Genomic DNA, 23,845 nt, shown 5'->3' with positions numbered 1-23,845 from the left:
ACCCAGGACACCCGCCCCCGCCACCTAAACCAACATCAACACTGGGCTACTGGAACCGTCACCCGTGAATGGACACCTGCGGGTCCATCGGGTCGATCATTCCGGGGTCGGTGGCGATTCGCCGCCAGTCCGCCCGGCTGAGGAGAAAAGTGTCTTGGATCTCCGCGGCTGTCATGCTGTTCACGACGAACTACCTCCGTCGGTGATTGCCCGGGGCATGGAATGGGTTACCACCAGGGTGGCCGGCATCACTGGCGGTGGTGCGGGGATGCCATTTTTTCGTACTGCTGGGTGCCATGCGAGCTCTTGACGTTGGCGACGGCGGTGCGGGCGTATCTCACCGCCACGCCGCCGCCGGCGACCAGGAGCAGGCCGAAAGCTATGCCGCCCAGGCCGCGCCGCCGGCGTCCAGTCCCCCGCCGCTCGCGATGATGCCGGAAAGCGCCCGCCGCTCGGGGCGGAGCCGGCGGACCCGCGGCAGCCGGAATTGTCGGTACCGGCTGGTACGAAGAAGACCCGATCGATGCGGAGATCACCGATGCGGATTCTGTTCGACGCCGTGGTGTGGACGAGCTATGGCCAGTTCTACCTGCGCAGCGGCGACGACGGGTCGGGCCCGGAGATGATCGCGGCATTCGCCGGCCAGTCCAACGGTCTGTGCGGGGCGGGGTGCCCCGGGGAACTGTTCCTGATGATCGGGCCGCACACTGTCGAGGTCCCGATGCGTATCGAGGCGCACGACGAGCCCCCACCGGCCGACGACAGCTGGGAGGACGTCGCCGAGGTCTCCTTCACCCCGGCGTCACCCGAGCTGTGGCTGGCCAGCTGCATGGGCGAGGGCTATGAGGTTGCCGACCTGCCGGCGGTCGGGGTCTATCGGGCCCGGTACAGCGCCGCCGGGATGGACGCCGCCCGGATCGCGGAGGCCGAGCAGGTCGACTTCGACGAGGTCGCGGAGCCGGTGGACCGCTACCTGCTGCAGCTGTGGCCCGCTCCGCCCGCGCCCGACCGGGTGATCCGCCAGACCAACGACAGTGCTGCCTACCACCATGACTGGGCCCGCGCGCTTCCGCCGCCGCCGACCGCGGCGCAGAAGGCCGCGGAGACCGAGGCCGTTCGCCAGGCCGAGCTGGCCGCGCAGGAGGGACGGGAGCGGGCCGCGGTACGCGAGGAGGAGCAGCGGTGGGGCGGCAGGCTGCCCACGCCGCGGCTTCGCGAGGTCGGTGGCTACGCGATCCCTCTGGCGCGGATGGACCGGGACCTTCTCGATCAGATCGCCGGGGCCACGCCACAGGTGCAGCGGGCGATCGCCCGGTGGGCGGCCCGACGCGCCTACGCCCACGCCGGCCTGGACCAGGTGGACTGGGTCGCGCCGGCGCTGGATGCCCTGGACGCGGGACGTCCGCTGCCTGCGCCGTTCGACGGACCCGCCCGGGTCTGGGACCGCTTCGCCCAGGACGGGCGGATCGCGCTGACCGAGGCGACGATGCTCGACGGCGGACCGATGTTCATGGGCATCTCACGGCAGGCGGTGGCGATCCCGACGCTGTTCCACGCCACCGAAGCCGATCCGCTGCTCGCCGCCGCGGCCGCCCTGCACATTGCGGCGGACACCTTCGGCGGTGACCATCGCGGCCTCCTCGACGAGGTCAGGGCCGTGTTCTTTCCCGACCTCACCGGCAAATGATCACTGCAGAGGGCCGCGCGGAAAAGCAGGGCGACCGGCCGCTTCTCGTTGTCCCCGGCGGCCTGACGGTATGGACCCGTCTCTCGTCGAGTCACGACGATGGCCAGGCTCGTCGCTGACGTGCAGTCCCCCGAACCAACGCCGTGATGGCGGGCTGGACGTCGGTGCGCGGCTGACGAGGGGTGATGACCACGATTTGCCGGTCATGCCACTGCGCATGAACGCTCCGGACTCGAGAACTGCTGGTAACGGTTGCTTTTCGTCAGCGAGATCGGCATCGGTAATGCGCGCCCGATACGCGCAGATATGCTCGGTTTCGGCCGGAGGGGTCTGTTGCATTGGGGGAGGGCAGGGCATGGCTGGCCCTGTCGAGTGGGTGATCAGATCGCGAGGGTGAGTTCGGTGAATGCTGCTGTCAGCCGTGCGTGCGGGGCGGTGTCGATTCCGAGTTCGTAGTGGCCGCGGCGGATGTTCTGGACCAACGCATGCCTGCGCTGATCGTCTGGACGGACCGCAGCCGTTTCAGTCCGCGCATCGGCCGGAGCCGTGCTTTCAACCGGCTGTGATCGGCTTCGATCCGGTTGTTCTCCCGCGCGGCATCCACGTGACAGGCCTCAGGTACCAGCTCGTCGAGGATCCGCGGGTAGACGGGTGCCTTGTCGGTGGTGACCTCGACCGGCCAGCGGCCGTGGGACAGCGCCGCGGTGAGGAACCGGCGTGCCGCAGCCTGGTCGCGTCGTGTGCTGGCGAGGACGTCGATGACCTGCCCGTGCTGGTCAACCGCCCCGTACAGGTACGTCCAGCGGCTGGCGACCTTGACGTAGGTCTCATCGACGTCCCGGTACGACAGCGCGTACCGCAGGTACCAGCGCGCTGCCAGCACGATCACCTCGGGTGGGAACCGGAACCCGGTGAACTCGGACATCGGAACCGGCGGACGGGCAGCACGTCGAGGCACCATCCGATCATGACTCGTCAGGCACCCAGACCGCCAGACCTCGCTCAGGCAACAGACCCGCTCACCCCGCCATCCTCCTGCTTCGAGGAGGCGATGTCTGCCATTGGTCAACGTCACTGGTCCGAAGATCCCGTCTCGCCCTACCGCTACAGAGGTCTCAAAGATCCATCTGCCTCATGGGACTCTGACAGACAGGGGGACGCCGATCGCGCCCAGGCCCGGCGGACCATCACCGCCTGCGGCGCCAGACTGGAGCGCTACCGACTCGCCCTCGAAGCCGGCACCGACCCCCCACCCTCGTCGCCCGCTGGACCGCCAAGGCCAACACCGGACGCGCCGCAGCCCAGGCCCGCCTACGCACCGCCACCGGCCGCAGACGCATGACCGAGCAGGAGATCAGCGACATGGTCTCCGCCGCCGGCGACATCGTGGCCGTCCTCGCCGACGCCGACCCAGCCGACAAGGCCGAGATCTACACTTAACTCGGACTGGAACTCACCTACGAGCCAGGAGGTAACAGAGTGATCGCCGAGGCCAAGCCGTCGACGGTCATGTACGAAAGAGAGTGTCCGAGGGGGGACTTGAACCCCCACGCCCGATAAAGGGCACTAGCACCTCAAGCTAGCGCGTCTGCCATTCCGCCACCCGGACAGGTGAGCGCGGGGTGTCTCACCCGCACACAGCAGATGTTACACGGTCGGACAGGGCCCTTGTCGCTACCCCCGACCACCGGAAGATCAAGGCCCGCACGGTCCCGGCGGCCGGGCTGACCCACCCTGCGGGGGCCACCGGGCGTCCCGACGCCACCTGCGCCGCCGGATCCCCTGGTGGCCCCAGGACGGTGTCCCCTGGTCGCGCGCCACCAGGGGACACCGGTGTGCCCGTTCCCTGCCGGGCGTCGGGACTACTTCTTCGCTCGGTCGCCGTAGATGATGGCCGGCTCCGGGCCGGCGAGCGTCTGGAGGCGCAGTGTGTAGAGCTCGTCGCTGACGACGCGTTCCGCCTGGGCGGCGATCTCGACCTCGTCGTAGTGGACGGAGAAGAAGCGTCCGGACACCGCGTCTGCCCGGCCGGAGGCGAGGAAGGCGCAGAGCTCCGCCGCCCGCTCCGGCGGGTACCAGCCCTTGTCCTCCAGCTCGTGGCCCGGCGGGAAGATCCACGAGAAGCCCTCGGGCGGGTTCGCCGCGAGCGTCTCGCGCTGCGGCCAGATCGGGTCGGTCAGTTTGCTGAGCACATTGCCCGGGGTGATCGAGAAGACCGAGATGCCGCGCCCTTCCATTTCGAGGGCGAGCATCTCGGAGAACCGGATGACACCGGTCTTGGCGACACCGTAGGGAACCACGTAGGGCATGGCGAGCATGCCCGCACCGCTGGCCATGTTGATGATGCGCCCATGGCTGGCCGCGATCATGTCCGGCAACGCCAGCCGGGTCGTCAGCATCGCCGCGACGAGGTTCACGTTCAGGCCACGAACGACGGCCGACGGCTCCATGGTCTCGAACTTGCCGGCCGAGCCGCGGACGCCACCGCCCGCGTTGTTCACCAGCAGGGAGACCGGGCCGAACTCCTTCCTGGTGAAGTCCAGCACCGCCTGCACCGCGTCCAGGTCGGTCACGTTGGCGGGGATCGCCGCGGCCCGGCCGCCGGCGGCCTTGATAAGAGCCACTGTCTCGTCGATCTGATCGCTGGACCGGGCCGTCACCACGACGGCCGCGCCCTCCTCGGCGAAGCGGAGCGCGATCGCGCGCCCGATGCCGCGCCCGGCACCCGTGACAAGCGCGACCTCATCTGTCAGCTGGCTCATGAACCGCACTCCTTGTGATGGTGTCTCTCGGCTCATCAATCTGGACCCGACCGCGGATGGCACGGTCGGCGTCGCCACGGGGATGGCCGCGGCCGCCCCCGACCGACACGCTGGATCACACCGGCGATGCCGTCCTGGCGTTCGCGCGGGCGCGGTCACCGAAGAACTCGGCCGTGCGGAAAAGCGTGGCGTCGTCGCCGAAGCAGATGCCGTGCACCTCGTCGACACCCACCTCGGCGTAGGCCGCCAGCCGGGCGGCCACCGCCTCCTCGTCGCCGACGGCGGCGAGGTCCGCGGGCTCGGTGACCTGCTCACGGGCGAGTACCTGCTGGTAGACGGGAAGCGCGGTGAAGCCGGCGAGCCGTCGGTTGATCAGATCCCGGTGCCCCGCGGCGTCGGCTGACGCGCAGACGGCGGCGGGTATGCCGGCGACGACGCGCGGCTGAGGTCGACCCGCCGCGGCCGCGGCGGCACGGACCGTCGGAATCACCTCGTCGGCCAGGGCGCGCGGGCCGACGAGCCACGTGACGATGCCGTCGGCGAACGTCCCGGCGATCTTCAGGGAGATCGGGAACATCGTGCCGACGAGGACGGGCGGCGCTTCGGCCCCCACGACCTGGGGCGGGCCGAAGGTACCGGTGGTGTCGACGTTGAGCAGCTCACCGCGGTGGGACAGGCGTTCACCGCGCAGCAGACCGGGCAGGACGCTGAGGTACTCCCGCAGGTAGGCGGCGGGACGCTGGTAGTCGAGGCCGAGCGCGTCGGTGACGAGCGCGCGGTGCGAGGACCCGATGCCGAGGGTCAGCCGGTTGCCGGTCGCGGCCTGGGTGGTGAGGGCCGCCGAGGCGAGCTGCAGCGGATGGCGGGAGTAGGTCGGGATGATGGCCGTGCCGAACGAGATGCGGGTCGTCCGCGCGCCGGCGAGCGCGAAGACGGTGAGGGCGTCGATCCCGAAGAGCTGACTGCACCACACGGTGTCCAGGCCAGCCTCCTCGTGGTGGGAGATCTGGTCGAGGAAGGCGGACAGCGGGCGGTTACCGCTGGCCAGCGACATGCCGAGTCTCATGGGTGCTCCTTCATGTCCTGGTCCGGGCTGAGAGCTGCTCCGGTGCGGCCACGTCGCCGGCGCGCGGCCGCCTGATCTCCCGCAGCCGGTACTCGCGCATCGCCGTCGCCGCCGTGTGCTGGGCGTCGAGGAAGAGGCGCACGTCGTCGCCGATCACGGCGGCGTTGTCCCGCCAGGTGGTCCCGCGCAGGTCGGCCCCGAAGAACCGGGCCGGCTCCAGGATGTCCTCGGCCGCGACGAAGCCCTCCTCGGCGATGGCGTCGAACTGGGGGGCCGCGGGGCTCAGGACCCGGGTGACGATGTTGCGGACGTAGGTGTCCTGCGGGTGGATCCGCAGCGACATGGGCTGGTGCACGTCGATCCAGTGCCGCACGAACTCATCGCGGGTCATCGACGGTGCGCGGTACAGCGGGGAGGTCACCGTCCAGCCGGGCTGTGGCTCCGTCGGGTTCGTCGCGCGCCCGGTCCGCCACCGGATGACGGTCTCCGTCACCACGCTTGCCGCGTGGTCCGGCCACACCTCGCCGACCAGGCGCGTCACGTCGCTCGGGTCGTCAGCCGACTCGGCCCACACCCCGAGCAGCGCGGCGACCCGACGGGAGGCCGTGAACCGCTCCCCCTGCCAGCGCCGACTCGTCTCGTGGTCCTCGACCTGCAGGGCGATCCCCGGATACCGGTCGACGTCGAGCTCCGCGAGCAGGCGGTGGTTGAGCGCGACGATGTCGGCGCGTTCGAGCGCGGGCGCACCGGCCGCCCGATAGCCGACGACAACGACTTTTTCCATGGCTGCGGCCGCACCCCCAGGTCCCGCCCGACCCCACCAACGCCACCCGGTCAACGCGGGCACTATCGGCGAAGTTAGACATTGACGTCGGCGTCAATATACAGACGAAGACCATGTGGCGCCAGGGCCGATCCAGACCCGCCGACCGGCGATGGCGCTCCCTGGGGGGTGCGACGAGGCCAGAAAGGCCGCTTGACGTAGCGACTTCCTCACCACCCGCAACCGACACCGCGGCCCGGCCGGTGTGGACACGGCCGGGCCGGGCACGGCCCGCGAAGGCCGTGCCCGGTGCCGCCTCAGCGCGGAAAGGTGAGCTCCCGGGCGTTGTCGTACATGATGCGCCGCTGTTCGTCCGGTGTGAATCCGGCGACGTTGGCAAGGAAGTCCTTCGGAACGGGAAAGCCCTCACCGTGGGGCCAGTCGGAGCCGAAGAGAATGCGTTCGACGGGCAGGAGACGGGCCAGCTCCTGGATGTTCTCCTCGACGAACGGCGCAACCCAGCAGTGCTCGATGAACTGATCGCGGGGACTGCTCGTGAAACCTCCGCCGTGCGCCAGGTAGTCCAGGCTCCGCAGCAGCGACGGCACCCAGGCGCCACCGAACTCCACGAAGGAGACCTTCAGCGTCGGGAATCGTTCGAAGAGCCGGTGGGCGACGAGGACGTAGGCGAAGTCGTGGACGACGCGGTTCTTGATGAGACCGGAGAAGGTCGAGGACTGACCCATGGTGTCGGTGTCGCCGGGCGCGATGCCACCCATGTGCGGCTCGCCCCAGGCCTCGCCCATCAGCTCGTAGATCTTCGTGTAGGTGCTGTCCTCGCCGTCGTGCACGGCGACGACGATGCCCGATTCCGCCGCGAGGCCCCAGAAGCGGTCGAACATCGGGTCGGCGGGTGACCGGTTGCCGGCGCGCGTGACGGCCGCGCCGCAGCGGATGTTCACCACCCGGGCGCCGCGGTCGAGACACCATGTGAGCTCGCGCAACGTCGCATCCGGATCGCACATCGTGATGTAGGGGACGGCGAAGATGCGGTCCTGGTAGGCGAACCCCCACTGCTCCTCGAGCCACCGGTTGAAGGCCCGGTAGCACTCGATCGTCGCGTCGAGGTCACTGTGCAGGTAGGGCTCGACCACCACGCCCTGCGACGGGAACAGCCAGGTGTAGTCGAGCCCCTGGGTGTCCATCACGCGCAGCCGGGCGTCGCGTTCGAACCAGTCCGGATGGTCGGCCGGCCGCTCGGTGAACCGTGACTCGAACACATCCCGGCTGGTGCCGCCCTGGAAGAAGTCGAGAAAGGCACCGGGCAGCGGCCGCGGATGCACATCGGCCGGTCCGGGCAGTACCTCGATCGGCACGCCGTCGACGACATACCGCAGCAGGCCGTCGATCTCCCGAAGCTGGACCCCGCGCTCGGCGAACTTCGGATCGCGGTGCCGGGTGAACGCGTCGGAGGTCTCCCAGTAGTGGTTGTCCGCGTCGAACAATCGGTGGATTTCCGTGGCCGTGGCCAACTCGCTCATGTCGTCGTCTCCCCCCTCAGGCGGTGCCGTGGCGCAGCAGCTTGCCCGGCGTCTCGTCCGTGCAGACGCCGTCAACAAAGGTGGTCTTTCCGTTCACGATGATCCGGTCGTAGCCGACGGCCTTCTGGACGAGGCGCCATTCGCCGGCCGGATAGTCGAACAGCCGCTCCTGGGGCAGCGCGTCGACGGTGTCGGGGTCGTAGACGATGATGTCGGCGGGTCGGCCCTCGGCGATGGAACCCCGGTCGCGCAGCCCGACCGCCATCGCGGGGTAGGCGGACAGCCGCCAGTGCGCCTCCTCGAGCGACATGATCTCGTGCTCGCGGACCCAGTGGCCGAGCAGTTCGGTGGCGAAGCGACCGGTGGTGATGAACTTGGTGTGCGCGCCGCCGTCGCTGATGCCGGGCAACGCCACCGCGGCGGACGCGACCTCCCTGACCGCCCCGGGGTCCATGTCGATCATCGTCGTGCCGAACCCGACGTTGAGATCGCCGGCGACGGCGATGTCGAGCATCGCGTCGACCAGGTGCTTGCCCTCGCGGGCGGCGATCTCGCCGATGGTGAATCCCTCGTAGCGCTCCTTGAGCGCCAGCGCGTCGCGGGCGTCGCTGGTGATCCAGTTGACCGTGATCTCGGCGAGCGGGTAGCTGGCGGCACCGAAACCGCCGCCCAGCTGGTCGACCGCCGCCCGCAGCGCCGGGCGGCGCTCGGGGTCGGCGAACTTGGCGATCTTCTCCTCCAGCGTGCCGAGGCCGGCCTCCTTCCAGGCCGGGGAGATGTCCATGAGGTTGTAGTTCTCCAGGACGATCTCGGACTGGAAGCGCACGATCTGGGCGGAGGCGAAGACCCGCAGGCCGTCCTTCTCGTTGAGCTCGTCGAGGCGTTCGATGATCGCCCGGTGGGGTAGCTGCGACTCGCCGTGCTGGTTGACCGAGCCGGTGGGGGCGAGGGCGTTCCAGATGGTCGGGCGGCCGCTCTCGCGGGCGATGAGCGCCGCGGTCTCGATCTGCCCGGTCATCTGGGTGGTGCCGCGGCCGACCTGGCGCAGCGCCCGGGAGAACGCGGTGATCTCACGTTCGGTCATCATGTCCGTGACCATCGGCGTGCCGTCGAAGTCGAGCTGCACGTTGAAGGCGTCGCCCGAGATCTGCGAGCTCCACCCCGCCCCGCCGGCCTCCATGCTTTCGACGAGCAGCGCGCACATCCGCGCGAGTTCCTCGTCCGACGCCCGGTCCCGCTTGGCCTTGTCGACACCGACGACGTAGGCGTACAGCGGCGCCAGCGGGACGAGCGACATGACGTTCACGCCCTTGGGCGTGCGCTCGACGCTGTCGAGGAACTCGGGGTAGGTGACCCAGTCCCAGGGCATGCCGGCGCGCATCGTCTTGACCGGCACCGCCTCGTTGCGGGACAGGCTGAGCATCGTGCGGTCCTGGTCCTCGGGCCGGCACGGCGCGAAACCGAAGCCGCAGTTGCCGATGAGCACGGTGGTGACGCCGTGCCAGCCCGACATCGTGCACCACGGGTCCCAGAAGAGCTGGCTGTCGTAGTGGGTGTGGATGTCCACGACGCCGGGCGCGACGATCCTGCCGGTCGCGTCGACCACCTCGGCGCCGTCCGCGGCGTCCACGACCCCGATCTGGACGATCCGACCGTCCCTGATGGCCACGTCGGCCTTGTAGCGAGGCGTGCGGAGCCCGTCGATGACGGTGCCACCTTTGATCACGATGTCGTACAGGGCCATCTGCTCGTCCTCCGGTCGTTCCCGGGGAGTCCCCTCGGATCCAGGTGTTGCGGTGCGAGCAAACTAACATACTTGTTAAGCGTTCAACAAGTTAGCGGGGAAACGACGGCATCTGGTGAGCGGAGAAGTACTCTGCCGTCATGGATTCGACCGCCACCCGGCGCCGTAGGCAGATCGATCGGCGGCAGGAGTCCGAGGAGGCCCTGCTGGACGCGGCGGCCGAGCTGGTGGCGGAACGCGGCGTCGAACGGGCGTCGCTGGCGAGCATCGGCACCCGCGCCGGAGCGAGCCGCGGCCTGCCCAACCACCACTTCGGGTCGAAGGACATGCTCCTGGCCCGGCTCGCGCAACGAGCCCAGAACAGGATCAACGACGCCATGGTCGCCGCCGCGGAGCGCGGCGGGCGCCGGGTCGAGGACATCCTCGGCCTGGACTGCCTGCGATCGGCCGTCGACACCTATCTCGAACGGTTCGCGGACCCCGCCACAGACGACCGCGCGCTGATCGTCATGTGGGGGGCGACCTTTCCGGCGGAGGCGTCCGTGGAGGGCATGGTCGAGGCCGACCGGCGCAGCCACGACGGCTGGGCCGACCTGATCGCGGCGGGCCAGCTCGACGGCTCGGTCCGGGCGGACACCGACCCGGCGACCGCGGCGATCCTGCTGCAGAGCCTGCTGCGCGGCCTCGCCGCGAGCCTGCTCGTCGACGCGAACCTGATCAGCAGACCCCGGGCGCGGGAGGCCTGCCAGGAATGGATCAGCGCGGCCCTCGCGGCGCCCGGGGCGCCTGCTCCCCTCTGAGCCCGCACGACGTCCGGGCGGTCACGACGCGCGTGCGGGCAGGGGGTCCTTCATCCCGGCAGTGTCTCGAGCGCCAGGTCCGCGAGTTCGCCGATGATCGTGTCGTCGTCCACGACCTGACCGGGCGTCGCCTCCTGGCGGGCCCGCACCCCCTCCGTGATCACCGCCAGCTTGTACATCGCGAAGGCCTGGTAGAAGCCGATGGTGGCGAGGTCGCGCCCGCTCGTGGCGGCGTAGCGCTCGAGGATCTCGTCGGTCGACGGGAAGCCCGCGTTCGCCCGGTGTGGCTGCGGGTTCGGCCGCGAGCGCCACATCAGCTCGCCGGCGCGACCCCAGTAGACGGCGAGGGTGCCGACATCGGTGAACGGGTCGCCGAGGGTCGACAGCTCCCAGTCCAGCAGCGCCTGCATCCGGGTCGGTGGTTCACGGAAGAACATCGTGTTGTTGAACGAGTAGTCCCCGTGCACGATCGCCGCCGGCCCTTCCGCGGGCAGGGCCGCGGCCAGGCGCCGGGCGATCTCGTCGATCGCCGGACGCTCCCGCCGCTTCGACCTCTCCCACTGCGTCAGCCATCGGGACAGCTGACGCCGCATGAAGCCGGCCGGCCGGCCGAACTCGGCGAGTCCGACCGCGGCGGGATCGACGCCGTGCAGCCGGACGAGAACGTCGACGAGCTCGAACGAACAGGCCCGCGCGTCGGCCTGGGTGAGGTGCCCGACGGCACCCGCGTCGCTGAACACGATGCCGTCGAGGCGCTCCATCAGGTAGAACGGTGCGCCGATCACCGATTCGTCCTCGCACGTCCGGATGATCCGGGGCACCGGCACCGCCGACCCGTGCAACGCCTGCTGGGCGGTCCATTCGCGGCGCATGTCGTTCGCCGTGGCCAGCACGGCCCGCAGCGGCGGGCGGCGCAGAATCCAGTCGTCGTCCCCGGTGCGGACCCGGAAGGTCAGGTTCGACGCTCCCCCGGAGACCTGCTCGATCACCAGGTCGTCGCGGTCCAGCCACCTCGCCAGTTCGTCACGCATTGGCGCTCGCCGCGGTGAGCAGGTGAGCGAAGCGCTCTTCGGCCGCGGCGCGGCGCGTCGGAACATGGTCGGTCGGATAGCCCTCCACCGGGGTGTAGCCCTTGAGGACCTGGCGGGCGATGAAGCTCTTGTGCACCTCGTCGGCGCCGTCGCTGATGCGGAAGTTGCGGGCGCTGCGGTACATGGCCTCCAGCGGCAGGTCGGTGGAGAATCCCAGCGCCCCGTGCGTCTGGATCGCCCGGTCGATGACGTTGTAGAGGATCCGGGCGCCCCAGTACTTGATCTGGGCGATCTGCACCCGGCTGGCCGACGCGCCGTAGGCGTCCCAGTGCCAGGCCGCGTGCAGAGTGAGCAGCCGGGCCGCGTCGATCTCCGTGCGGGACTCGGTGACGAAGTCCTGGATGAACTGCTTCTCGCCCAGCGGGCGGCCGTGCAGCGTGCGGCTCACCGCGCGTTCGCACATCATGTCGAACGCCCGCTGGCTCTGGCCGATCCACCGCATCGCGTGGTGGATCCGCCCGCCGGAGAGCCGCTTCTGGGCCAGCAGGAACCCGCTGCCCGGCGCGCCGATGAGGTTCTCCTTCGGAACCCGGCAGTTCTCGAAGAGGATTTCGGCGTGCCCGGCGGAATGCACGTCGTTGTGGTGCGGCCAGGGGTGGCTCATCGTGCCGACGTCCCGGACGATGTTCAGGCCCGGCGTCCCCTTCTCGACGCAGATCATGGACGCCCGCTCGTGCGGTTTGGCGTCGGGGTTCGTCACCACCATCGCCAGGATGAAGTCGGCGTCGGCCGCGTTCGAGGCGAACCACTTGCGACCGTTGAGGACGTACGCGTCCCCGTCGAGGATGCCGGTCGTGCGGATCTGCGTCGGGTCGGAGCCGGCGGTGTCCGGTTCGGTGAGCGAGAACGACGAGCTGAGCCGACCGTCGAGCAGCGGCCACAGCCACCGCTCCTTCTGCTCCTCGTTGGCCCCGACGGCCAGCAGCTCGCTGTTGCCGGAGTCCGGCGCCTGGTTGCCGAACAGGCTCGGCGCCGACGGCGTGCGGCCGAGGATCTCGTGCATGAGCGCGAGACGCACCTGCCCCAGCCCCTGACCGCCGAGCTCACGGTCGAGGTGCGCCGCCCACAGGCCCCGCTCCTTCACCCGCTGCTTGATCGGTTCGGTGGCGTCGGCCCACTCCTGCCGGTTCAACCGCGGCCGGATGAGTTCGAGCGGCTCGATCTCACCGATCACCAGCTCGCGGATCCAGTCCAGCTGCTGCTGGAACTCGGGGTCCGTCTGAAAGTCCCACGCCATCGTCGCGCCCACCTCACCAGACAAGATCGTTCACTGGGTGATAACTTCACCTAGTGAAGTGTTACCATAGACGTCGATGTCCACCGAAGCCAGTCGACGCCACCTCAACGAGGCGATCAGCGCGCTCACCCGCTTCGCCCGCAGCCGCAAGCTGGTCGCGCTGCATGTCGAACGCGCCGGGTTCGACCTGAACTTCGCCGCGCTCGACGTGCTCGACAAGGCGGTGGAGCACGGCCCGATGCCCGCCTCCAGGCTCGCCAGCCAGACCCACATGGCGCCGAACGCGCTCAGCCGCCAACTGCGTCTGCTCGAGGACGGCGGCTACATCGACCGCCGGCTGGACCGTGCCGACGCGCGGGTGACGATCATCGAAGCGACCCCGCGCGGCCGGGAGGCGTCCCAGCGCCTCCACGAGGCGAACGACGAGATGCTCGCCCGGCAGCTGCGGGACTGGCAGCCGGAGGAACTTGACGACCTCGCCGAGAAGATCCTGCGCCTGGTGGACGACCTGCGCCGAGCGGACTGAACCCCACGCCGCCGCCAAAGTCGACGTCGATATCGACACTTTGCTACAGTCGGCCGCGGGCACAGCGCCACGCCGGACGGGCAGCAGGTTCGGCGTTGGACGGCCCGGTCTGGTTGGTCGTGGTGACGGGTCCGCGCACGCGCGGACATGCGAGGAGTGCGCAGATGACACAGATCGCGTTCGCGCCCGACGTGTTCACCTGGCCGGCGGACGATCCCGCGCTGATCGGGTCGCGCTGCCAGCAGTGCGCGGCGGTGACCTTCCCGGAGCAGCCGTCCTGCCCGCGCTGCGGCTCGGTGGAGATGGCGCGCCACCTGCTGCCCCGCGAGGGGACGCTGTGGACCTGGACGACGCAGGCGTTCCTGCCCAAGGAGCCCTACGCCAGCGGCGAGACGCCGGAGACGTTCACTCCGTTCGCCGTGGGCCTCGTCCAGCTGGGCGACGAGGTGCGCGTCGAGGGCCGCCTCACCGTGGCCGACCCGGCGCGGATCAGCTTCGGCATGCGGCTGCGGCTGGTGATTTTCCCGTTTCGCACCGACGAGGACGGCACCCAGGTGATGTCCTACGCCTTCACGCCCGTCGAGCCCGTTGAAGGGAACCGCTGAGATGACCGACGTCGCGATCATCGGGGTGGGCATCCACCCGTTCGGACGGTTCGGCGACAAGTCGGCGATCCAGATGGGCGCCGAGGCGATCCGCGCCGCGCTCGCGGATGCCGGCGTCGAGTGGAAGCAGGTCCAGTTCGCCTTCGGCGGCAGCCGCGAGGTCGACAACCCCGACGCCGTCGTCGGCCTGCTCGGCCTGACCGGCATCCCCTTCATGGACGTCTACAACGGCTGCGCGACCGCCGCGACCGCCCTGGAACTGACCGCCGACGCCATCCGCTACGGCAAGTACGACCTCGGCGTCGCGGTCGGCATGGACAAGCACAGCCACGGCGCCTTCACCGCCGACCCGGTGCACTACAGCGCGCCCAGCTGGTATGGCGACATCGGCCACTTCCTGACCACCAAGTTCTTCGGCATGAAGATCAACCGCTACATGCACGACCACGGGATCTCCGCCCAGACCCTCGCCCGGGTCGCCGCGAAGAACTACCGCAACGGCGGGCTGAACCCCAACGCGTTTCGCCGCAAGCCGCTCACCGAACAGCAGATCCTCGACTCGAAGATGCTCAACTACCCGCTGACGAACTACATGTTCTGCAGCCCCGACGAGGGCGCCGCCGCGGTCGTGCTCTGCCGCGCCGACATCGCCCACCGCTACACCTCCCACCCGATCCTGCTGCGGGCCACCGCGCTGCGCACCCGCAGCTACGGCGCCCACGAGGTGCACGCCACCTGGGCCGCGGTGGAACACACCCCGGCGCCGACGGTGTACGCCTCGCGCGCCGCCTACGAGACGGCCGGGATCGGGCCCGAGGACGTCGACGTCATCCAGCTCCAGGACACCGACGCCGGTGCCGAGATCATCCACATGGCCGAGAACGGCTTCTGCGCCGACGGCGACCAGGAGAAGCTTCTCGCCGAAGGCGCCACCGAGATCAGCGGGCGCCTGCCCGTCAACACCGACGGCGGCCTCATCGCCAACGGCGAGCCGATCGGCGCCTCCGGCCTGCGCCAGATCCACGAACTCGTCCGCCAGCTGCGCGGCCAGGCCGGCGACCGCCAGGTCCCCGGCACCCCACGCGTCGGCTACGCCCAGCTCTACGGCGCCCCCGGCACGGCCGGCGTCTCCATCCTCAGCACCTGACCCCCGGCGCAGGCGCGAAGCCTCGCCGGGGGGCTGAGCTGCCCGGCGAGGCTCGGCGAAACGGTCCGTCAGTCGCGCCGGGGCGGCAGTGGGTCGAACGCCGGGGCGCGTTTCTCCGCGCGGGCGGTCATGGCCTCCCGCAGCGCGGGTCCGGCGAAGGCCTCATCCATCCGCGCGAGCGTGTCGGACAGCGCGTCCGCCCGCGTCCGGTCGAGATCGCCGTAGACCTGGTGCTTGATGGTCGCCAGGGAGGACGGCGCGCAGTTGTCCGCCAGGTCTGCGGCGTACGCGACCGTGGTCGCCAGCAGCTCCTCGTCCGGGACGACGCGGTGGACGAGCCCCATCGACAGGGCCTCCCCCGCGCTCACCGCGCGCCCGGACAACAGCAGGTCCAGCGCCGGCTGAAGGCCGACCAGGCGCGGCAGCAGCCAGGACACGCCGTACTCGGCGGCCAGGCCCAGCCGGGAGAACGCGGTGACGAACTTCGCGGACTCGGCGGCGAAGCGGAGGTCGCTGCCCAGCATGTAGGCGAAGCCAAGGCCCACCGCCGCGCCGTTGACCGCGGCGATCACCGGTTTGCGCAGCCGCAGCGCGAGGTCGGGCAGGTCCTCGCGGGGCGGCCGGAACCCCCTGCTCCCCGTGGCGCCCTGATCCAGCACGGTGAGGTCGGCACCCGAGCAGAAGCCCGCTCCCGCACCGGTCACCACGATCACGCGAACCCGGGGATCGTCGTCCGCCGCGCGCAGCGCCGCCGCGTAGGACACGGCCATCGTCGGCGTCAGCGCGTTGCGGGACTTCGGGCGGTGGAGCGTGACGATGCGGACCCGGCCCCGAGTCTCGGTCAGAATCTCCCGCTCGTCGTGCGCCACGCTCGTCCCGCTCACCTTCATCGCCCTCGCCTCGACCCCGCCGATCCGACCAGCCGAACCGCCCTCACGCCGCGACGACCGCCGCCCGCTCCCGGGCCTCGAGCAGGCCGGCGATCCGCAGCCGGTGCTCCCGCGCGGTGCCCAGCAGCGCACTGCCCACCGACACCCGGCGCAGGTACAGGTGCAGGTCGTGCTCGAACGTCAGGCCGATACCACCGTGGAGCTGGACACAGTCCTGGCACAGCGCGGGACCGTACTGGCCGATGTACGACTTGGCGACGCTGACGAGCTCGCCCGCCTGGTCCCCACCGCCGCCGACGGCCGCCGCGGCCGCGTCCGCCACCGCGTGGCTCGCCTCCAGCCACATCTTCATGTCCGCGAACCGGTGCTTGAGGGCCTGGTAGGACGACAGCGGCCGGCCGAACGAGTAACGGTCGCCGGCCCAGGCGACCGTGAGCTCGAACGCCCGGTCCATCGCCCCGACCATCTCCGCGGTCTGGATGACCAGCGCCTCGCGCAGCTGCCGTTCGACCTCGTCCGCGGCCTGGCCGACCTCGCCGAGCACCGCCGTCGACGGGACCCGCACGTCGTCGAAGTGGACGCGGGCGAACCGGCGGACGGTGTCCAGCGACGAAAGCGGCGTGACCGTGACGCCCGGGCACTCGGCCGGGACCAGGAACTGGGTCAGGCCGTCACCGGTGCGGGCCGTGACAAGGAGGAGCTCCGCCTGCGCCGCGTGCTCGACCGGCCCCTTGGTCCCGGACAGCACCCAGTCGCCGCCGTCCGCCACGGCGGTCGTCGCGACCTCGCCCAGGCCGGCGTGCGGAACCGGCTCGCCGAGGCACCAGGCGGCGACCATCTCCCCGGCGCAGATCCGGGGCAGCGCGTCGTCCACCGAGGCGCCGGCGATCCGGGAGAGCGCCGAGGCCACCACATTGGTCGCCAGGAGCGGTCCCGGCGCGGCGTGCCGCCCGAACTCGTGGGCCACCAGCGCCAGATCGCCCAGGCCGTCGTCGCTCACGCTGCCGCCGCCGTGTTCCTCGGCGACCAGAAGCGACGTCCAGCCCAGCTCGGCGCCCGCCGTCCAGTAGTCGCCCGGGTAGCCGGACGGATCGTCGCGCAGCGCGCGCAGCACCGCGGTCGGGACGGTGTTCTGCAGGAACTTGCGTGTCGTGCCGACCAACAGGTCCTGGTCGGCGGTCAACCCCAACTTCACCCATGCCTCCGATCAAGCGGTCCCGACACACGGGTCCGGTGTTTCCCTGCCCCGGGAGCGACCACGACGGCCGCGCCGCGCCGCTACTGGGAGGCGGTCTTGAGCTTCGCCGGGTCGGTGACGAGCACCGGGAAGCCCGAGATGTTCGTGTTGTGCGCGTGCGACAGCTGGTGCAGGGCGAACGAGGTCTCCATCCCCGACCGCAGCCCCATCTCGTCCTCGCAGGCGTTCACCGCCTTCTTCGTCAACGCCAGCGCGTAGCGGGGGCGTTCGGCGATGCGCGTCGCCAGCGCGGTGGCGGCCGCGTCCAGCTCGGCGCGTGGCACCACCCGGTTCACCATGCCGATCTCGTAGGCCCGCTGGGCCGGCATGCGCTCCCCGGTGTACAGGAACTCCTTGGCCAGGCGCGGCCCGAGCACCCACGGGTGGCAGAAGAACTCGATGCCCGGGCAGCCCATCGACACGACCGGGTCGGCGAAGAACGCGTCGTCGCTGGCCAGGATCAGATCGCAGGACCAGGCCAGCGAGAGGCCGCCGCCGATGCAGGCCCCGGCCACCGCCGCGATCGTCGGCTTGGGCAGCTCCCGCCAGCGGCGGCACATCCCGAGGTAGAGCTCCTCCTCGAAGGCCAGTAGCCCCTCACCGGTGATTTCCTTGCCCCGGTGGTCCCACCACAGGGTGACCGGTCGACGCTCGCCGCCGTCGTCGCCCGACGGCCTGGTGTCATGCCCCGCGGAGAAGTGCTTCCCGGCGCCGCGCAGCACCGCCACCCTGGCCTCGTCGTCCCGGGCGAAGGCGGTGAACGCCTCGTCCAGGTCGTAGGTCAGCCGCCGGTTCTGCGCGTTCGCCGCCTCCGGGCGGTTGAGCGTGATGAAACCGATCTCATCGCGCCGCTCGTAGAGCACCGTGTCACCCATCAGGCCTCACTTTCCGATTCTCGGTGCGACGGGCCGGGATCAGGCCGGGACGAGGAGCTTCTCGGCGGGGTCGACGCCCATGACCTGGGCCAGGTTGGCCCCCATCACCTTGCGCTTCTCCTCGCCGCTGAGCCCGTCCAGCTCGTCGATGAAGGTCACCGGGTCGAACAGGCCCTCCGGGTGCGGATAGTCCGAGCCGAAGAGCACGTTGTCCGCGCCGAGCAGCTCGACGAGGCCGACGACGTCCTCCTCGTGGAACGGGTGGACGAAGATGCTGCGCCGCCAGGTCACCATCGGGTCCTCGTCGAACAGGCCCGGGTTGCGCTCGTAGAGCTTCTCGAACTGGGCCACCAGTGGCCGGGCCCAGGAGCTGCCGTTCTCGATCGGCAGGAAGCGCAGCTTCGGGAACCGCAGGGCCAGGCCGTGGCCGATGATCGAGGTGATCTGGTCCTTGATGCAGCGGTGCTCGCTGGCCACGATGGTGTGGAAGATCGAGTGCCGGCTCTTGAACGGCAGGTACTCCTCGCCGCTGGCGCCCTCCCAGTCGTTGAGGTAGCGCTGGGAGCCGTCGTCCGAGGCGTGCATGCCGACGGCGATGCCGGCCTCCTCCACCCGCTTCCAGAACGGGTCGAACTCCGGCAGGGCGAACGACCGGCGCCGCCCGCTGTACCCCGGCACGGGGGCCGGGCGGACCAGGATCGCCCGGGCGCCGCGCTCGACGACGTAGTCGAGCTCGCGCAGCGCCTCGTCGACGATCGGCAGGGTGATCACCGGAGTCGGGAAGATCCGGTTCTCGTAGTTGTACGTCCAGTGCTCGTGCATCCACTCGTTGAGCGCGTGGACGACGACAGCGGTGGCGTCGGGATCGTCCGCGAGGCGCTCCTCGAGCAGGCTGGCCAGGGTCGGCCACATCATCGCCCGGTCGATGCTCAGCTCGTTCATGAGCTCCAGTCGATCGGCCGGGTTGAAGTACGCCGGGACGGAACGGATGTACCTCGGCGGCGGAGCCGCCTCGATGTCACCGGGCTTCGTCTTCGACGACGGGTTCTTCAGCCGGAACTCGATCTCCTGCGCGCCGGGCGGAGCGACGACGCTGAAGGTCGGGTTCGGGATGTACTCGCTGATCTGGTTACGTAGCGCGATCTTGGTCCGGCCGTTGACCTCCACGTACTTCACGAGGCCGGCGTGGCTTTGCGGGAGGTACTTCGTGAACGCGTCGGTGGTCTCGTACATGTGGTTGTCGGCGTCGAACACGGGATAGTCGATGAACCGGGACAAGAAACCTCTCCTCACGAAGCGGGCCCGCGTGCCGACGGCGTGCCGGGCGGCCCGCGGACGGTCAGAAGTAGCCGTGGCGGCCGAACACGTCCGCACCCCACGACTCGAAGGTGACGGGCAGCTCGCCGGCTGGCGCGGTCGGGGTGACGGTCAGGGTCTCGTACTGGTATCCGGCCGGCAGCGTGACCGCCGCGACGATGGCGCCCGCCACGACGTCGGGCGTCATCATGCCGGCGTGGCGGAGCAGACCGCGGCGGAACCACAGCTGGTAGGCGGCCAGCCCGCGACCGTTCTCCCCCTCGCGGGTGCCGAAGTCGGTGCCGATCGTCTCGCCACAGCGCAGCGCCGTGACGCGGATACCGGTGCCCTCGAGTTCCAGGCGCAGCATCCGGGCGGCGTGTTCCACCCCGGCGTTGGCGGCCGCGTAGGGAATGTGGTGCAGCCATTCCTTCGCCGCGCTCAGCGAGGTCATGAACAGGATGTCGCCGCCGCGGCCGGCGGCCCGCAGTGCTCGGACACCGCGTTGGGCCATGTAGAGCCCACCGGTGAGCTTGGTGGCGATCTCGGCGTCGATCTCGGCGGGGGTGAAGTCCTCCAGCGGGCCGAACCGGCCGGTCGCGGCGTTGTTGATGACCGCGGTCACGGTGCCGAACTTGTCCTCGGCCGCGGTGAAGAAGCGGTCCACGGACTCCGCGTCGGTCACATCGAGGTCGTGGGCGAGGCAGGAGCCGCCCGCCTCCTCGACCAGCGTCGCGGTCCGCGCGAGCTTCTCGGCGCGGCGTCCGCCGATGACGACCCGCCAACCCAGCTCGCCGAACCTGCGCGCGGTGACCTGTCCGATCCCGGTCCCCGCTCCCGAGATCGCGACAACGCCCGGAGCCGGCTCGCTGGTTTCGGTCATGTACGGCTCCCTGTTGGTCCTGAGGCAGTGCTGTGGTTCGCCACCACCGCTGGCCGCGGCCACTGCTAGTATCTACATCGATGTCAACTTCAATCTAGCTTGACAGTAGCGACCGGATGTCGCGCGTGCAACGGTCGATCAGGACCACCTCGGGTCGGTCCGAGACCCGCCGGCCGCACCGACCAGCCGCCGAAGCGTGGGATGGGGAAGCATGAGTACGACCGGAACCGAGAGCCTTGCCCACTTCCGCGAGCGTGCCCGGGCGTTCGTGCGCGCGCACCTCGGCCCGGCCCGTGAGAGCATGGCGAGCGGCCTGCGCGGTGGGCGCAGCGACGCCGACGAACTCGCCGCCGTGGCCCGCGACCAGGAGATCCAGCGTCTCCTGGCCGATGCGGGGCTGGCCGGGATCTGCTTCCCCCGGGAGTACGGCGGTCAGGGCCTCACCCCGGAGCACCAGGCCGTACTGAACGAGGAGCTGCGCGGCTACGAGCACCCGATGCGCCTGCAGTCGCCGTCGATCGCCCAGTGCGCGGCGGTGCTGCTCGAGTTCGGCACCGAGGAGCAGAAGAAGCAGCATCTGCCGGCGATCCTGCGCGGCGACGAGCTCTGGATGCAGTTCCTGTCCGAGCCCAGCGGTGGCTCGGACGTCGCCGGGGCCGTCACGACAGCCGTGCGCGAGGGCGACGAGTGGGTCCTCAACGGCTCGAAGATCTGGACCACCGGCGCGTGGTGGTCCAACTGGGCGCTCTGCCTCGCCCGCACGAACTGGGATGTCCCGAAGCACCGCGGGCTGACCGTCTTCATGTTCCCCATCGATCTTCCCGGGATCGATGTCCACCGTATCGAACTGGTCAGCGGCTCGCGGGAGTTCTGCCAGGAGTTCCTGACCGACGTGCGGATTCCCGACACCTACCGGATCGGCGAGGTCGACGGCGGCTGGTCCGTCGGTGTCCGCTGGCTGTACCACGAGCGGCTCGGCATGAGCTCGCCCTACGCGACCCATGGCGGCGGCGGCCACGGCAGCGACACCGGCAGCCTGCTCGCGCTGGCCCAGGCGACCGGCCGCGGTGACGACCCGCTGGCCCGCGACCTCGTCGGGGAGGCCTACACCCTCGCGGTCACCGGCCGCGCGCTGGCGGACCGGCTCGCGGCGGCGATGGCCAGCGGGCGGGTGTCGGACCAGTCCGCGGCGGTCGGCCGGCTGTTCCACGCCGTCGCCAACGAGCGGACCACCTCGATCGCCTTCGAGCTCGTGGGCCCGGACGGCGCCGCCTGGGACGCCGGGGACCCGGCGACGGCGGACATCGGCACGGGCTTCCTCATCCGCCAGGTCGGGTCGATCGGGGGCGGCACGTCCGAGATGGCCCGCAACGTGATCAGCGAACGGGTGCTCGGCATGCCCCGCGAGCCAGCCCTGGACCGCCAGATCCCGTTCCGCGAGGTACGTCGAGGCTGACATGCGGACCTGGCCACCGGGCCCCGCGGCGACAGGGGCCCGGTGGGTGGATCAGGCGACGACGCCGCGGACCTTCAGGTCGACGACGGTGTCCCAGTCCAGGCCGAGTTCGGCGAGGATCTCGTCGCCGTGCTCGTTGAACTCCGGTGCCCGCGTCGGGACGGCCGGCTCGCCGTCGTACTGGATAGGTACCGCCACGAGTTGGAACGGTGTGCCCTGTGCCGTCACGCAGTCCTGGATGTAGCCGTTGGCGATGGTCTGCGGGTCGGCAGCGGCCTCCAGGGTGTGCTGGACGACCGCCCACTGCCCGATGAAGGGCTCCAGGCGACGTCGCCACTCGTCGAGGGGCGCCTGGGCGAAGAGCTCCTCGAGGATCGCCTTCGCCTCCCGCGCGTGGGCGATCAGCGAGGCGTGGTCGGCGAAGCGGGGGTCCGTGACGAGGTCCGGCCGTTGGAGGATCTCGCACAGCGCCGGCCAGTACGCGCCGGCCTGCAGGCAGGTGAGCATGATGTTGCGACCGTCGCTGGTCGCGTAGCTGCCCACCAGCGGATTGGCCGTGGCCTTGTCCGCCGGTGGCGCCAGCCATGGCTCCTTCCGCAGCAGGGACAGCGCCATGGCCTGGCCCATCGCCCACAGCCCGGTGCCGAACAGCGAGATGTCGACCGTCGTCGGCTCCCCGGTGCGCTCCCGGTGGAACAGCGCCCCCATGACGCCACCGGCGATGGTGATGGCGCCGACCGAGTCCCCCCAGCCGGGGCCGGGCGGGTTCGGGATCAGGTCGTACTCGGGTCGCATGACCCCCATCGCCGTCCCGGCGCGCATCCAGAAGGCAAGCGAGTCGTAGGCGCCCTTGTCCGCGTCCGGCCCGCGTTCGCCCTGCCCCGTCCCGGCCGCATAGATGATCTTCGGATTGGCCGCACGGAGCTGTTCCACCTCGATCCGCAGCTTGGTCCGGACCCGCGGCAGCTTGTTGGTCAGGAAGACGTCGGCCGTCGCCGCCAGCTTGTAAAGGATCTCCCGGCCGTCGGGCGAGGTCAGGTCGAGACCCAGGCTGCGCTTGCCTCGGTTGGAGTGCTCGAGCAGGGCGTGGACGTTGCCCTCGATGGCCGCCATCCCGGTGGACTCCAGGCCCCGCATCGCGTCACCGCGCTCGACGTGCTCAATCTTGATCACCTCGGCGCCGAGATCCGCGAGCATGGCGGAGGCCGCGGGAACGAAGGTGTGCTCGGCCACCTCGAGGACGCGGACCCCTTGCAGGATCGCAGTCATACGCAGCGCCTCCCAGTGAGAATCGTGCTTCGCGTGGATGGTTGACACAGAAGATCGACATCACTCTCGATGAAAATTAAAATCGATGTCAGATTTGAGTTTGGCCGCTTTCCGTGCACCCGTCAACCCGCTCTTCGATCTTGTCGTCGATCGGCCGCCGAGGCGGAAGGCGTTCTCCACACCGCGCGCGCCGGACCTCGTCTCGTCGCTGGTCGAACCACCGCCGAAAGCAGCTGTCCGCACGTGACGTCCCAGGTCCGCCACGCGACGACCAGGACACGACGACTCCTGCCCTCCGGCGCCGGCGGACCCGCCCAGCGACAGTTCCCGAGAGACGGACAGATCTCGCTCGGACGTCGAGAGGAACGGCGGCAGGCGGGCCACGACCAGTTCCTCGATTCGGGCCGCCGGACTAGAACCTCCCTCACCAACCGTCAAGAATCCATCTCGATCACCGAGCGGACCCGCATGCCCAGCGTCGACAGGCCGGCAGCGGCCCTGATCTTGCCGTTCGAACCCGGGACAAACAGTCACCCTTGGCAGTAGCCGGCGCCACCGCCGCACGGCGCCACCGGCCGAAGGCGCGCGAGAAGGCCGCGCGAGAAGGCACTGTGTATGCGCAATATCTGACCTGCCTGCCAGCCAGGCCACGAGCGAGATCCACTCGCCAGCAACTACGGAGAGTGGCAATCGGCGCCGCTCCACGAGCAGCGCATCGTGACCCTGCGGAGCCCACGACTCGATGCCAGGATCAGCCAAGAGCGCCGGGTAGCCCGGGGGAATTTCACCCCCGGGCTCCCACAGAACGGAACGTGACGATCTCTCGTCACTCCGCCCTTCTCACCTGATCCGTCAGAACTTAGGCATCCACGCCCAGTGAGCGAACAGTCCGGGGTCGGGTGGCCCGGGGGAATCGCACCCCCGGGCTCCCGCAGATCCCGGCGTGACACTCTCGCGTCACCGGGCTCTT

19 protein-coding genes, 1 tRNA gene and 1 pseudogene are annotated in these 23,845 nt (G+C 70.1%); 6 read left to right on the top strand and 15 right to left on the bottom strand.

Translation table 11 applies throughout. From position 1 onward, the window contains the following. Nucleotides 1–538 precede the first annotated feature (538 nt). Entirely contained in the window at nt 539–1,687 is a 1,149-nt protein-coding gene (locus MXD60_RS17380; RefSeq protein WP_248820363.1) for a hypothetical protein, read from the top strand. 380 nt (nt 1,688–2,067) lie between these two features. On the opposite strand, the pseudogene MXD60_RS17375 reads toward MXD60_RS17380, so the two are convergent. The 7 genes and pseudogenes from MXD60_RS17375 to MXD60_RS17345 form a co-directional block, all read right to left on the bottom strand. Next, nucleotides 2,068–2,612 (bottom strand): annotated as a pseudogene (locus tag MXD60_RS17375) (IS6 family transposase). 599 nt (nt 2,613–3,211) lie between these two features. Further along, nucleotides 3,212–3,296, bottom strand: a tRNA-Leu gene (locus MXD60_RS17370). 253 nt (nt 3,297–3,549) lie between these two features. Further along, nucleotides 3,550–4,449, bottom strand: a complete 900-nt coding sequence (locus MXD60_RS17365; protein WP_248820362.1) for an SDR family NAD(P)-dependent oxidoreductase — start codon at nt 4,447–4,449, stop codon at nt 3,550–3,552. A 115-nt stretch (nt 4,450–4,564) separates the two neighbouring features. Further along, nucleotides 4,565–5,515 (bottom strand): TIGR03564 family F420-dependent LLM class oxidoreductase, encoded by a 951-nt coding sequence (locus tag MXD60_RS17360; protein WP_248820361.1) that lies wholly within the window; start codon nt 5,513–5,515, stop codon nt 4,565–4,567. A gap of 10 nt (nt 5,516–5,525) precedes the next feature. Further along, the gene (locus tag MXD60_RS17355; protein ID WP_248820360.1) at nt 5,526–6,299 is read right to left on the bottom strand and encodes an EthD domain-containing protein; all 774 of its coding nucleotides are present in this window, start codon (nt 6,297–6,299) and stop codon (nt 5,526–5,528) included. A gap of 296 nt (nt 6,300–6,595) precedes the next feature. After that, nucleotides 6,596–7,819 carry an amidohydrolase family protein gene (locus MXD60_RS17350; protein WP_248820359.1) on the bottom strand — a complete coding sequence of 408 codons (1,224 nt, stop codon included), beginning with the start codon at nt 7,817–7,819 and terminating at the stop codon, nt 6,596–6,598. Between the two features lie 16 nt (nt 7,820–7,835). Further along, the gene (locus tag MXD60_RS17345; RefSeq protein WP_248820358.1) at nt 7,836–9,563 is read right to left on the bottom strand and encodes an N-acyl-D-amino-acid deacylase family protein; all 1,728 of its coding nucleotides are present in this window, start codon (nt 9,561–9,563) and stop codon (nt 7,836–7,838) included. A gap of 140 nt (nt 9,564–9,703) precedes the next feature. Between MXD60_RS17345 and MXD60_RS17340 the strand changes: the two genes are divergently transcribed. After that, on the top strand, nt 9,704–10,363 hold the full coding sequence (locus MXD60_RS17340; protein ID WP_248820357.1) for a TetR/AcrR family transcriptional regulator: 660 nt from the start codon (nt 9,704–9,706) through the stop codon (nt 10,361–10,363). Nucleotides 10,364–10,413: 50 nt separating this feature from the next. Here the strand turns inward: MXD60_RS17340 and MXD60_RS17335 are convergent, their stop codons facing one another. Both MXD60_RS17335 and MXD60_RS17330 read right to left on the bottom strand, forming a co-directional pair. Then, nucleotides 10,414–11,394, bottom strand: a complete 981-nt coding sequence (locus MXD60_RS17335) for a phosphotransferase family protein (protein WP_248820356.1) — start codon at nt 11,392–11,394, stop codon at nt 10,414–10,416. Further along, nucleotides 11,387–12,691, bottom strand: a complete 1,305-nt coding sequence (locus MXD60_RS17330) for an acyl-CoA dehydrogenase family protein (protein ID WP_248820355.1) — start codon at nt 12,689–12,691, stop codon at nt 11,387–11,389. Before MXD60_RS17330 ends, MXD60_RS17335 begins: the two co-directional genes overlap by 8 nt. 76 nt (nt 12,692–12,767) lie before the next feature. Between MXD60_RS17330 and MXD60_RS17325 the strand changes: the two genes are divergently transcribed. The 3 genes from MXD60_RS17325 to MXD60_RS17315 all read left to right on the top strand — a co-directional run bounded on the left by MXD60_RS17325 (nt 12,768) and on the right by MXD60_RS17315 (nt 14,969). Continuing rightward, nucleotides 12,768–13,217 carry a MarR family transcriptional regulator gene (locus MXD60_RS17325; RefSeq protein WP_248820354.1) on the top strand — a complete coding sequence of 150 codons (450 nt, stop codon included), beginning with the start codon at nt 12,768–12,770 and terminating at the stop codon, nt 13,215–13,217. Nucleotides 13,218–13,381: 164 nt separating this feature from the next. Further along, nucleotides 13,382–13,822, top strand: coding sequence for a Zn-ribbon domain-containing OB-fold protein (locus MXD60_RS17320; protein WP_248820353.1), 441 nt, complete (start codon nt 13,382–13,384; stop codon nt 13,820–13,822). 1 nt (nt 13,823) lies between these two features. Continuing rightward, nucleotides 13,824–14,969 carry a thiolase family protein gene (locus MXD60_RS17315; protein ID WP_248820352.1) on the top strand — a complete coding sequence of 382 codons (1,146 nt, stop codon included), beginning with the start codon at nt 13,824–13,826 and terminating at the stop codon, nt 14,967–14,969. Nucleotides 14,970–15,037: 68 nt separating this feature from the next. Here the strand turns inward: MXD60_RS17315 and MXD60_RS17310 are convergent, their stop codons facing one another. The 5 genes from MXD60_RS17310 to MXD60_RS17290 all read right to left on the bottom strand — a co-directional run bounded on the left by MXD60_RS17310 (nt 15,038) and on the right by MXD60_RS17290 (nt 20,150). After that, a complete protein-coding gene (locus MXD60_RS17310) occupies nt 15,038–15,859 on the bottom strand; it encodes an enoyl-CoA hydratase-related protein (protein ID WP_248820351.1) in 822 nt (273 codons plus the stop codon). A 43-nt stretch (nt 15,860–15,902) separates the two neighbouring features. Continuing rightward, nucleotides 15,903–17,054: an acyl-CoA dehydrogenase family protein gene (locus tag MXD60_RS17305; RefSeq protein ID WP_248820350.1), complete on the bottom strand. Its 1,152-nt coding sequence runs from the start codon at nt 17,052–17,054 to the stop codon at nt 15,903–15,905. Between the two features lie 83 nt (nt 17,055–17,137). Continuing rightward, nucleotides 17,138–17,971: an enoyl-CoA hydratase gene (locus tag MXD60_RS17300; RefSeq protein WP_248820349.1), complete on the bottom strand. Its 834-nt coding sequence runs from the start codon at nt 17,969–17,971 to the stop codon at nt 17,138–17,140. Between the two features lie 39 nt (nt 17,972–18,010). Beyond that, entirely contained in the window at nt 18,011–19,249 is a 1,239-nt protein-coding gene (locus MXD60_RS17295) for an amidohydrolase family protein (protein ID WP_248820348.1), read from the bottom strand. Nucleotides 19,250–19,310: 61 nt separating this feature from the next. Then, on the bottom strand, nt 19,311–20,150 hold the full coding sequence (locus MXD60_RS17290; RefSeq protein ID WP_248820347.1) for an SDR family oxidoreductase: 840 nt from the start codon (nt 20,148–20,150) through the stop codon (nt 19,311–19,313). Between the two features lie 211 nt (nt 20,151–20,361). On the opposite strand from MXD60_RS17290, the gene MXD60_RS17285 reads away from it, so the two are divergent. Then, nucleotides 20,362–21,606, top strand: a complete 1,245-nt coding sequence (locus tag MXD60_RS17285) for an acyl-CoA dehydrogenase family protein (RefSeq protein WP_248820346.1) — start codon at nt 20,362–20,364, stop codon at nt 21,604–21,606. A gap of 51 nt (nt 21,607–21,657) precedes the next feature. Here the strand turns inward: MXD60_RS17285 and MXD60_RS17280 are convergent, their stop codons facing one another. After that, nucleotides 21,658–22,875: a CaiB/BaiF CoA transferase family protein gene (locus tag MXD60_RS17280; RefSeq protein WP_248820345.1), complete on the bottom strand. Its 1,218-nt coding sequence runs from the start codon at nt 22,873–22,875 to the stop codon at nt 21,658–21,660. Nucleotides 22,876–23,845 lie beyond the last annotated feature (970 nt).

The sequence above is a fragment of the Frankia sp. AgB32 genome (assembly GCF_023243045.1).
Lineage (GTDB): Bacteria > Actinomycetota > Actinomycetes > Frankiales > Frankiaceae > Frankia.
This window is presented reverse-complemented; position numbering and strand designations above follow the sequence as displayed.